Source organism: Halonatronum saccharophilum DSM 13868 (genome assembly GCF_000517025.1).
In the GTDB taxonomy this organism is placed as follows: Bacteria; Bacillota; Halanaerobiia; order Halobacteroidales; family Halobacteroidaceae; genus Halonatronum; species Halonatronum saccharophilum.
This window is the reverse complement of sequence record NZ_KI912091.1, coordinates 5,176-17,075: the sequence shown is the minus strand read 5'-3', so window position 1 is coordinate 17,075 and position 11,900 is coordinate 5,176. Positions and strand designations below refer to the sequence as shown.

Annotated in this window: 12 protein-coding genes and 2 pseudogenes; 4 read left to right on the top strand and 10 right to left on the bottom strand. The window is 29.4% G+C overall.

All coding sequences use genetic code 11. The annotated features are described in order from the left end of the window. The 3 genes from HALSAC_RS14565 to HALSAC_RS0100185 all read left to right on the top strand — a co-directional run. Positions 1-233 (top strand): IS30 family transposase (locus HALSAC_RS14565; protein ID WP_035570991.1); only part of this gene is annotated, 233 nt, incomplete at its 5' end. 13 nt (positions 234-246) lie between these two features. Then, complete coding sequence (locus HALSAC_RS17320) at positions 247-408, top strand: hypothetical protein (RefSeq protein WP_211231272.1); 162 nt, start codon at positions 247-249, stop codon at positions 406-408. After that, positions 405-1,469 (top strand): IS3 family transposase, encoded by a 1,065-nt coding sequence (locus HALSAC_RS0100185; protein ID WP_027338561.1) that lies wholly within the window; start codon positions 405-407, stop codon positions 1,467-1,469. The genes HALSAC_RS17320 and HALSAC_RS0100185 overlap by 4 nt, the downstream gene beginning before the upstream one ends. Positions 1,470-1,488: 19 nt before the next feature. On the opposite strand, the gene HALSAC_RS0100180 is transcribed toward HALSAC_RS0100185, so the two are convergent. The 9 genes from HALSAC_RS0100180 to HALSAC_RS0100135 all read right to left on the bottom strand — a co-directional run bounded on the left by HALSAC_RS0100180 (position 1,489) and on the right by HALSAC_RS0100135 (position 10,077). Then, on the bottom strand, positions 1,489-2,307 hold the full coding sequence (locus HALSAC_RS0100180) for a hypothetical protein (RefSeq protein WP_156924115.1): 819 nt from the start codon (positions 2,305-2,307) through the stop codon (positions 1,489-1,491). Between the two features lie 309 nt (positions 2,308-2,616). Further along, positions 2,617-2,775: a hypothetical protein gene (locus HALSAC_RS16965; RefSeq protein WP_156924114.1), complete on the bottom strand. Its 159-nt coding sequence runs from the start codon at positions 2,773-2,775 to the stop codon at positions 2,617-2,619. A gap of 130 nt (positions 2,776-2,905) precedes the next feature. Continuing rightward, positions 2,906-4,513 (bottom strand): L-aspartate oxidase, encoded by a 1,608-nt coding sequence (gene nadB / locus HALSAC_RS0100165; RefSeq protein WP_051412016.1) that lies wholly within the window; start codon positions 4,511-4,513, stop codon positions 2,906-2,908. A 39-nt stretch (positions 4,514-4,552) separates the two neighbouring features. Continuing rightward, positions 4,553-5,350 carry an ABC transporter permease gene (locus HALSAC_RS0100160; RefSeq protein WP_035570989.1) on the bottom strand — a complete coding sequence of 266 codons (798 nt, stop codon included), beginning with the start codon at positions 5,348-5,350 and terminating at the stop codon, positions 4,553-4,555. A gap of 5 nt (positions 5,351-5,355) precedes the next feature. Beyond that, positions 5,356-6,183, bottom strand: coding sequence for an ABC transporter permease (locus HALSAC_RS0100155; RefSeq protein WP_051412015.1), 828 nt, complete (start codon positions 6,181-6,183; stop codon positions 5,356-5,358). A gap of 2 nt (positions 6,184-6,185) precedes the next feature. Beyond that, positions 6,186-7,190: an ABC transporter ATP-binding protein gene (locus HALSAC_RS0100150; RefSeq protein ID WP_027338556.1), complete on the bottom strand. Its 1,005-nt coding sequence runs from the start codon at positions 7,188-7,190 to the stop codon at positions 6,186-6,188. 316 nt (positions 7,191-7,506) lie between these two features. Next, complete coding sequence (locus HALSAC_RS0100145; protein WP_027338555.1) at positions 7,507-9,126, bottom strand: BtrH N-terminal domain-containing protein; 1,620 nt, start codon at positions 9,124-9,126, stop codon at positions 7,507-7,509. A 150-nt stretch (positions 9,127-9,276) separates the two neighbouring features. Further along, entirely contained in the window at positions 9,277-9,519 is a 243-nt protein-coding gene (locus tag HALSAC_RS0100140; RefSeq protein WP_027338554.1) for an acyl carrier protein, read from the bottom strand. Between the two features lie 42 nt (positions 9,520-9,561). Then, entirely contained in the window at positions 9,562-10,077 is a 516-nt protein-coding gene (locus HALSAC_RS0100135) for a hypothetical protein (RefSeq protein ID WP_027338553.1), read from the bottom strand. A gap of 87 nt (positions 10,078-10,164) precedes the next feature. Here HALSAC_RS0100135 and HALSAC_RS16720 point away from each other — a divergent pair. After that, positions 10,165-11,338, top strand: a pseudogene (locus HALSAC_RS16720) (IS3 family transposase). A 15-nt stretch (positions 11,339-11,353) separates the two neighbouring features. Here the strand turns inward: HALSAC_RS16720 and HALSAC_RS0100120 are convergent. Beyond that, positions 11,354-11,900: pseudogene (locus tag HALSAC_RS0100120) on the bottom strand (hypothetical protein); the annotation flags it as partial.

Sequence of the window (11,900 nt, the reverse complement as noted above, 5' to 3'; positions counted from 1 at the left end):
AAATTCCAAGGACAAAGCAATATTATGCTGATGCTTACTCTTCTTGGCAAAGAGGGAGTAATGAGAACTTAAATAAAATGATTAGAAGGTTTTTGCCAAAAGGAAGTAGCTTTAAGAATCTTAGTAGAAATCAAATTAAAAGAATTGAAAAATGGATTAATAATTATCCTAGGAAGATGTTTGGTTTTAAAAGTTCTAATAATATATTTGAAATAGGTTTAAATGTAGCATAAATAAACACATCATATGAGGTATTTTTTCCATAAAGGCTGTGCATTTTATATTGCAATTTTCAAAAAGCTTGAAAAAGAATTACGACGTAAAGAAAAAGCCTTAGCTGAAACAGCAGCATTACTAGTATTAAGAAAAAAAGCAAATGCGATCTGGGGGGACCCAGAGGAAGAATGATCAGTGATTCAGATCGCACTATAGCAGTAGAACTGATCGATGAAGCAAGAACTAACGGTGCTAGATTAAAACCAGCCTGTGAGGTATTAGACATTAGTGAACGAACTTATCAAAGGTGGACTAAAAATGGAGATGTAAAAAAAGATCAAAGACCATTAGTTAAAAGATCTAATCCTAAAAATAAATTATCAGAAGAAGAGCGTCTAGAGATAGTCAAAACAGTTAACAGTCCTAAGTTTGCCGACTTACCACCATCACAGATAGTTCCTAAACTAGCAGATGAGGGTAAGTACCTAGCATCAGAATCAACTATCTATCGAATATTGAAAGAAGAGAAGATGAATACTCATAGGAGTAGATCTAAGGAACCTGTAAAGAGAGAGCCACCAACACATATAGCTACAGCTTCTAATCAAGTATGGACTTGGGATATAACATGGTTAAATGCTCTTATCAAAGGAGAATATTATAAGCTTTATATGATTGTAGATATGTATAGCAGATTTATAGTATCTTATGAAGTATGGGAAACAGAAAAAGCAGAATATGCTGAGCATTTGATAAGAAAGGCAACGTTATCACAAGGTATAGCTGGAAGACCATTAGTACTTCACTCTGATAATGGTAGCCCTATGAAAGCAGCAACTTTTCTAGCAACCTTAGAAAAGCTAGGAGTCCAAAGCTCCTTTTCAAGACCTCGAGTAAGTAATGACAATCCTTATTCAGAGTCACTATTTAAAACAATGAAATATAGACCTCAGTATCCACATGGAGGTTTCTCTAGTTTAGAGCAAGCCAGAGAATGGATTGAGAAATTTGTCAAATGGTATAATTACACTCATTTACACAGTGGAATCAACTTTATAACACCATATCAAAGACACTATGGTTTAGATATGGAGATAATGAAAAGACGTACTAAAATTTATGAAGAAGCTAAAATAAAGCACCCAGAAAGGTGGGCTAAAGATATTAGAGATTGGTCATTACCTGAATATGTATCATTGAATCCTATTAAAAAGGAAGAGATTAAAACTTATACTAATCAATCTAAGGCATGATTTTATTAAAATAAAATATTTAAATACGACAACTTACTTGACAAACACCGTTAGTTATCTGTTTTATTCTATTACCTTTATCATCATAAAAATATTCTTTTGTTTCAACTATTTTATCATATTTTTCTCTTTTAGTTTTAATTAATTTTCCTTGATTATAAGTGTGATATTCCGTATACCAATATTCATAATTGCCAGAAAAAATACCTACTATATAAGCCCTTGTTTCAATACGTTGGCCCTTATTATTATATTTATATTCTTCCATCATATGTGGACCTATATTACGATTTACTCTACCCTCTTTATCATACTTATAGCTTAAAGCTGGTCTGCCCCAAAAACCTCTATAATCTTTATCATTTGATTTAAATAAACCTACTACCTTATCTATAAAACCTTCCTCTTTATCATCATCTAAAACATATTCCAGTCTTTCTTTTACTTCTCCATTGTCATAAAACTGATATTCCCAAACATAAGTCATATCTTTCTCTTGATTATAACTTTTAACTATCTCATTATTGTTCTCATAACTATAAATTAGATTTATTACTCCTTTGTTATCTAAAGCATTATCGAACATATTTCCTAAGGGGGTCTCATATCTAGGTGTTTCCTTCTTACTCTCCTCCTCCTCTTCAACAATAATCTTTTCTTTACTCAATCTCCCTTGATCATCATATTGGTATGATACTGTATAATATCCAATTATAAAGGGTGGTTTATACTGTCTATTCATATCATACTTATAAATTTTCTGTCCTTTTTCATTGTATTCGGCTTTGTATAACAACCTTTCTTTATTAGTCTCAGTATTAACTCGTACTTTTTCCACTAGCTTATATTCTTCATTATTTACTTCACTTTTTTCATTTATAGCCTGCTTTGAATCACATCCTAATAATACCAAAAAAGACTAATAACAACCATTAAAAAAACTTTCTTATTTACCTTACTATCTCCTTTAAAAATATAGCTATCTATATTTTTGAATTTTATCAACTATATCTCCTCCTTGTTTCTGTGAATATTTCTAACCCAAATATTCTTTGTCAACCTTAAGATTCCGGACAATTATTACAAAATAAATCATATGACTTTATATTATAATATCCTTCACCTTATTTAAAGTATCATAATTGGCTTAAATTGCCCTCTCTAATTGATCCTCAGAATGGGCCAACGACACGAAGTTAGCTTCAAATTGAGATGGAGGCAGATAGATTCCTTCCTCTAGCATAGTCCTAAAGTAAAGGGAGAAGGCCTCTAAATTACAGGCTTTTGCCCCACTATAATCATCCACCCTGTCCTCATTGAAAAATAGAGTAAGCATTGATCCTACCCTAGATACTGTAATTGGGAGTTCCAACTCTTGGATGTTGGCCTTACACTTCCAACAAGAGCTTATAATTCATTTTAATCAAAGGTGACTTTTAAACTATTATATGATTTACTTTTTTTAATACGATATGCTTTTGAAATGTTTGTTTTTTCTCTGGATAATCTTTTCGAAAATGAGCCCCTCTACTTTCTTTTCTGATTAGAGCAGCTTTAGTCATTAACTGAGCTAAAATAAGTAGATTTTTTACTTCAAACCCTTCTATACTATCTGAGTCATACCTTGAGCATTTTAGCATTTCTTCGAACTTTCTTAAAGCAAACTTTAATTCTTTTTCATCTCTTAAAATTCCAACTTTATCTTCCATTAAATTTTGAATTTCTTGTCTTCTAGCATCTATTTTATTGTTAGAATGTATTTTTATCAATTTTAAAGAAAAATTCATCTCCTCTTTGAAGTTGAATTTAATCTTGTTTGATCTTATATTTATCTCTTTAGCAGTTCTTTTAGCGAATACTAAAGCTTCTAGTAAAGAATTAGTTGCTAATCTGTTAGCCCCATGAACTCCTGTTGCTGCTACTTCTCCACAAGCAAAAAGATTCTCAATACTACTTTCACCTTTACTATCAACCTTAATGCCTCCCATTAAATAATGTGCCGCTGGCTTTACTGGAATATAGCTTTTAGAAATATCAACACCTTCTGAAATGCACATATTATGAATGATAGGGAATCTTTCTTTTAAAATACTAGTATCAATAGCAGTTATATCAAGATAGACATACCCTTTATTCCCTTTCTTTATTTCATTATAAATTGCTCTAGATACTATATCACGAGGAGCTAATTCAGCTAACTTATGATAACCGGGCATAAATCTTTTATTTTTATCATTTCTTAAGATTGCTCCTTCACCTCTTAGAGCTTCTGAAATCAAAAAATTATTAGTTGCTAAGACAGTAGGATGATACTGCATAAACTCTAAATCCATTACTTCAGCTCCTGCTCTATAAGCTAAAGTAATCCCATCTCCTGTAGCAGTTTTAGGGTTAGAATTATTTTTATATAAATTTCCACAGCCACCTGTAGCTAATACTATAACAGGGGCAATGTAAACTTTATATTTCTTCTCTTTTTTATCATAGGCTAAAACTCCATAAGCTTTATTATCTCTAGTTAATAATTCGATAACAAAGTTATTATCATAAATTCTAATATTATCTCTATTCTTCAATTTATCAGCGAAAAAAGAAATCAATTTTGCTCCTATAGAATTACCACCCGTATGTAATACCCTCTTATTACTATGCCCCCCTACCTTCCCTAAATTAATCTTATTATCTTTTTTATCGAATGGAAAATTATCTTTTATTAAATCCATAATTCTTTCCTTACCTTCTTTAACTAAAACTTCAACCATTTCTTTATTACAAAGACCTGCCCCTGCTTGTACAGTATCCCTTATATGAAGGGCAAAACTATCTCTATCATCAATTACTCCTGCAATTCCTCCTTGAGCATATTGGGTATTACTTTTTTTTACTCCAACTTTACTCAACAAAACAACCTTATGTTTGTTATTTTCAGCTATTGATAAAGCAGTGGTTAAACCAGCTAACCCTGTTCCTACTATTATAACATCACTTTGTTCCTTTATTAGTTTTACAAATTTCAACTCACTTGAAGAATTACTGCTTATCATTTTAATCCCCTCGAACTTTTTATTTTATTACACAATTAATTAACTCCCTGCACTCTCATAGATACTAATACCTTTGCTCCAAACCCTATAAGCTATACTAAAGGACAATGCAGCAAAGACAACGGTTCCTCCAACACCTATAAGGAGACTCTCTTTCCCTATTAAATAACTAGCTGGTATGAAAGCAGCAAAGGCAAAAGGAATAATAAAAGACAAGATTAATCTAATAGGATTAATATATATTCCCAAAGGGTATTTTGCATAGTCACTTAAAGAATAAACCAAATGTAAAATTGGGAAGCTATTTTTCATCCAAAAGGCTAAAGAAGCACAGAATAATTTTATAGATGTATAGATGACAGTTCCAGAAACCACAAGGAGAGGGAATAAGATAAAATACATCAAAGTTAGTCTTACTTCCATCCTAAAAAGAGCCATTATTACTAACCCTAAGCCTACTATTAACTCTCCAAAAGCATCCACCTGAAATCTAGTGGCTATAACTTGAAAGAGTGGATTAATTGGTCTTACCAGATACCTGTCAAAGTCTCCATTAACTATCATCGGATTTGCAACCCTCCATATCATATCGGCTATTAGATGATCAAGACCCCTAGGCAGTTGGGCAAATCCATATATAAATAAGAGCTCATTAAAGGTCCACCCATTTAAATCTGGTATCTGTTGAAAGACAAGGTATAAGAAAGCAACCCCCCCTGCTTGCATCAAAAAAAAGCCTATTAACCCAAGAAAGAAGTCTACCTTTGATTGCATCAATGATTTTAAATGCTGAGACGCAAATTTCTTATAAAGATGAAGATATCTCTTTAATCTCATTTTCATTAACCTCCTAAAATTGTTAATCTCTTTATAGCTTTATTCCATAGATAATTACTCAATACAAGCAAGATTAAAACCCAAACTACTTGAGTAGAGATTGATCTAATTATCTCCTCTTTATTAAATTTATTTAAGTATATCATAACTGGTGTATAGTTCATCGATTCAAAAGGAAATAAAAGTAAAACTCTCCTTAACCAACGAGGAAAGAAATCTAAAGGTATAACTTGCCCAGAAAGGAAACCAACAATAGCAAGTTTAGCCATGCCCAACCCCCAAATATATGTCGTATGAAAGGCAATCATCCCAAAGCAAATATTGAATAAAAATAAAATAATAAAGCTTAAGAATAAACTAATAGGATATATAGTAAACATGCTAGAATTTAATATAACTTCACCAGCATTAATATATTGGACAATTAATAGAATAATCCACATTGGAATCGTAGAAATAATAAAATTATAGATTATACTCCCTACATCTGAAAATAATAATCTAACTCTGTAATTAACTGGCCTAATTAAATTCATAGCTATATTCCCTTCCACAACATCCCGACCTAAAGTTCTATCAGCACTTGAATCTATTAATCGCTGAGTGATGTTGGTCATAAAAACGTAAGTTATCATCTCTAGTAATGTAAACCCTTGTAAAGTACTAGAAGGAGAGCTACTAAAGATTGCCTTCCAAAGATAATATATAATGAAAATCTGCAAAATATTCGCAAAGAAAAAACTAAAAAAACTTAGCCTATACGCCATTCTATCTTGGATTTCACTTTTAGCAAAGGTCCAATAGATTGAAAACCATTCCTTTATCTTCTTCACTATTAAACCTCCTCTTTATTATAGATTCTTTTGATGATCTCCTCGATATTCGTCTCTTTAATCGTTATATCTATTACTTCTAATTTACTCATCACATAAGCTACAATCTCAGAGATATTGATCTTCTTTCGATTAAACTTTACATGTAATCTATTCTCTTCTATCCAAGAGATCAGATCTTCTTCTTTTAGATTAAAGTTTTCTTCTATATTGATTGAATTTAATCCTTCACTATTTTTCACATCAATCTCTACCCTTCTCATATAACCATATCTACCTTTTATCTTTTCGATACTACCATCATAGACCTTCTTTCCTTCATCGATTATAATCATTCTGTCACATAACTCCTCAATATCACTCATGTCATGGGTCGTTAAGATTACTGTTGTTTGAAACTCTTCATTGATTTCTTTGATAGCCTTGAGTACCTTCTCTTTAACGACGATATCAAGGCCGATGGTAGGCTCATCAAGGAATAATATCTTGGGATTATGAAGAAGTGAGGCTGCTAGATCCGCACGCATCCTCTGCCCTAATGATAGGGTTCTTACAGTATTATTCATAAAGCCTTCCAACTCTAAAATCTGATTAAAGAATTCCATCCTTCTATTATAGTCTTCATCACTTACATTATAAATCTCTTTTAATAATTGATATGTCTCTGATAGGGGAAGGTTCCACCATAGCTGAGTTCTCTGCCCAAAGACTACCCCTATCTGCTGGGCATTCTTCTGTCTATTCTCATAAGGAACAAGCCCATTGACAGTTATCTTTCCTGATGTTGGAACTAGGATACCAGTCATCATCTTTATAGTTGTTGATTTTCCAGCGCCGTTAGCCCCGATATAACCGACTATCTCTCCTTCCTCTATCTGGAAACTGATATCATTAACTGCTTTCTTTATAGTTATCTCTTTCTTAAATAAACTCTTGATAGTCCCCTTGAGCCCAGATTCTTTCTTAGTAATTTGAAATTCTTTCAATACATTCTCTACGGTAATCATATAATGCCTCCTTATTATAAATCAATATTAATAAACCCCATTAAAATTATTTATCTTACCATTTATCAAATTTGACTAGCCAAAACAAGTATTATTTAGCAAAGCTAAAAAATGTTTGACAATTTTACCTTTAAACAAAATTCTATAATCGAATATCTCTGTTTTAAATAAATTCTATCGTCTATAGATAATATATTTAAATAACCTCTACTTTACATAGTGATTTCTATATTATAAACTTTTAAAAAGGAATATAAACCTTGATTTGGATATAATACTGAATAATTCGAAAACTTTAATATTGCAATTTAGGCTATTATATTTTTTCAAAACTAACCTCAGAAAATATAGATTCTGCTTCAACCTTTTCCCAGGTTCTTGAAAATAAACCAATTACTTTGATTTCTTCTTTGGTTTTCAAGGTGTATACTTCTCTCCATTGTTCTTTTGTCCCTGATTTTATATAAAAGAGATAATTATAATTATCTTTTTCAACTTTTAAATTTATACTCCCATCTATATATTCTTCTTTGAATAATACAAATTTTTCTCCCTTTTCAGGGGAAAATAACGCTATATACATTCCTTCGTGTTTTCCAAATAAAAATTTATCATTATCTGTTTTTAAAATAATGCCACAATCAAATGCTTCCCCAATTTTACATTGGTCACTTACATTACAAGTAAAACTAAAGTTATCATTTAATTCTTGATTAACTAATAATTGTGCACTATTATCTTCAGATATCCACGTATTATATGTACAATTAGAATTATGGATTATACTTATCTTTTCTTTTGTATTTATTATCTTAGCATGGTTATTGTTTTTCTCAAAGAAAAATTCATTATTTATACAACTCTTATCTATACATTTAATGGGTTGTGAAAGAATTTGAATAAGCTCTTCCCTAAAAACTTTCTCCTTATCTATACTGGTATGTATTAAATCTTCTAAATCATCAGCTTTATTGTTACCAGTCAATTTCAGATATGTTATTCTTAGTTTTACAGAGTCCCATAATTCTAATAGATTTTCCTTCATTTTCTTCAACTTATTTATACTATCTTCCTCAACATTTGCTTCATTTAAAAATTTAAATAAAATATCATAATATACTGTTTTCATATTATGCCGACTTATAATATATTCTAAATCAATTTTTTCAATATCATCTATAGCATTCTTTTCAGCAAAATCTAGTATAATCTTTTCATTATTAATATCCTTCAACATAGCTAGATAATCTTCTAATACTTCATAAACTGTTATAGTAGGAAAAGATAGATTATCATTAAATTTTTTAATACCCCAGAAATAATTATAATCTATTTTTTCATCTTCAGAATTTTTAAAAAACAACTTGTTCATTTGATATATTTGGTCAAATGTTATCATGAAATCTTTATATATAGTATTTGCTCCACTATCTATATGCATATTGTCTAAGATATAATATATTTTTTTCTCTCTATCATATCCTTTAATAATTGTATAATGACGATGAGGTTCTTCCATATACATCTTATTATAATATAACCCCATAAGATCCATAGGCATAAATATGGGGTTATTTTGATTTAATGATTCTTTTATTCTTTCATGAAATTGGTTTTCATTATTATAATCAATTTTAACCATAGTTAAGTTTAATTTATCTTCTAATATTTTTTTGTAAAATAACATATGATTTTCATTGTAATCTTTAGTCGATTCATATTCAAGCCATAAATTAGGCTTAAAAATCAAAAAAATATATAAATAAAATAAAAATATATCATAATAAGTTTTATGAAATGATGCGAGGATAATAGCAAATGGTTTATAGAAACAATTTAATTCTTTGAATGTATAATTATCTGTATTAGAGATAATATCGTCAATTAATTTAAACTTATTTTTGTATTTTTCTTCATTAGATTTTAAAGTTTTCATTATTTTAGCCTCCTTAATTATAATAATTCCAATTCAATTACTTGATATTAAAGTTTTTGCTAAACCAACACAAAAACTATATTCAAATTTTATAAAGATTCTTTAAAAGAAATTATCACATTTTAAATTTAAAATGTGATAATTATATATTTAACTTTCAGAATACATCTTTTTACATAATGAAATAAGCGCCTTTGTATTTGGGAATTTATTGTAATCTAAATCATTAATATTAAAATTAATTTCTAGTTCTTCTTCAATAGAAACTATAACTTTTACAAAATTTATTGAATCAATTCCCAATTCTCTTAAATCTATATCTTCTTTAATATTTGATATGTTAGATAATTCACTGTTTTCAATTATAATTTCTTTTATCTTATCTTCTATCATCTAATACCTCCCATATCTAATATGATTTAAACCATACTTCAATTAACTCATTTTCTCTAATAAATTATATTTTGAAGATAAATCCAGTGCTTTTTTATATGACTTTAATTCTTTTTCTTTTAATATTTTCAAATAATCAATAAGTGAGTTGAAATTTTTCTGATTTAATTGTTTTCTTTTCATATTGACAGTAAACATCAAATAAAATTTATCCCACTGATTAGTTATTTGGCTGAAATCATTATATAGTTCTATATAATTCCCACCAAAGTTATTGGAAATATCCTTTAATAAATCTCTAAAGAAATATCGTGATATTTTAGTTTGATGTAAACACTCACTAAAAACTTGTGTAATATTATCGAATTTTGGCTCTTGAGAAAAACTTATTAATGTTTTATATAAATTTTCTACAGCTAATTTACCAAAGTAATAAGTTTTATTATTTTTACTTAATTTCCTTCCAGTTATATATTCATATGCTACTGTTTTAATAGTTTGAAAAGCTTTATCCTCAATTTCTTTTGACGTTAAATGTTCTTTGACTTTAATATCCATATATCCACGAGATAAAAGTAATCTTCCCCCTATTTGTTAGACAGTGAGTTAAGGTGTATAATAAAGTTATTCAAAGGGGGAATACACATGAGCAAACCTAAAATAAAACGTGATGAACAATTTAAACGTGATGCTGTTGAATTAAGTCTTAAATCTGATAAAAATTGTAAAGATATTGCTGAAGATTTAGGTGTTAGTTATAATGCACTAATTAGATGGCGTAAAGAGTATAGAGACAAGGGTAATTTAGCTTTCCCAGGCAATGGTAAACAAAATCTTTCTCCTGAAGAACAAGAGATTATAAAACTAAAAAAAGAACTAAAAATTGCAAAAGAAGAACGCGACATTTTAAAAAAGGCGGTAAGCATCTTCTCGAAGAAACCACAGTAAAATATGGTTTTATCCGAGATCACAGCAATGAATTTGCTGTGGAGAGGATGTGTAAAGTTTTTAGAAGTATCTCGGTCAGGATATTACAAATGGTTAAAAAGGAAACCAAGTAAAAGAGAAGAAGAAAATGAAACTTTAAAATTTAAGGTAGCTCAAATATATTGGCAGAGCCGTGGGACTTATGGTAGCCCTAGAATCTACAAACAGCTTAAGAAAGAAGGCATTATATGCAATAAAAAACGAGTAGAAAGATTAATGAAAGTATTAGGATTAAAAGCTATACAAAGCGTAAATTCAAAGTTACAACAAATTCTAATCATAACCTGCCAATAAAAGATAATATTCTTAACCGAGAATTTGATGTATCTCAAAAAATAAAGTCTGGGTCTCAGACATCACATATATTCCTACTCAGGAAGGTTGGCTTTACCTTGCTGTCATAATAGATCTATATTCTCGTAAAGTTGTTGGTTGGTCAATGGATAGCACAATGAAAAAGAATCTTGTAATAAATGCTCTTAATATGGCTCTAAACAATCGCCAAGTCTCAAGAGGACTTATATTTCATTCAGATCGAGGAAGTCAGTACGCTAGTATAGAATTTCAAGAACTATTAATTGAAAATGGATTTAAATCATCAATGAGTCGTAAGGGTAATTGCTGGGATAATGCAGTGTCAGAAAGCTTTTTTGGAACATTGAAAACAGAATTAATTCATCATAATAACTATATAACAAGAGCTCAAGCAAGAAGAGATATATTTGAATATATTGAAGTCTTTTACAATAGATTTAGAATGCACTCGACTTTAAATTATAAAAGTCCAGAAAAATACGAAAACGAGAGAAAAGCCACTAAACTTAGTGTCTAATTTAATGGGGGAACCTCAAAGTCTCTCTACACCTGGAAAAGAAGATAATTCGGATATCTTTCTATCTCCTTCCCAAAATAAAATAAAATCTTCTTTTGAAATTTCGCCTATATAATCATTTGGAATAGGATCATACACTAAAAGATTATTATTTTCAATACCATAAATAGACAACCAATGATTCACAGGACGTTCAAATACATTATTTGGATAATTTCTTATATATTTTTTATTCTTGTAGTTGTTTGAATAATTTAAAAAATAACTAGTGCCACTAACTATAGAAATATTTTTGTTCTTTATATCTTCTTTGAATACTTCTAACCCTTCTTTTATATCTTTGATTTCCTTGGTTGTCATCTTAATTCCTAAATATTCATCCATCCTCTTATAGTTTAATTCTGAAGAATTCCATGCTTTTGCATTAATCGGCATACTTTTTTTTTCATCAACTACATAGGAAGGAACACTTAATAATTCTAAATTTGGATATAAGTTTAAACTATTTTCACAACCTTTAGCTTTAATTCTTTCATGAATAAATGGATATAAACAATGCATA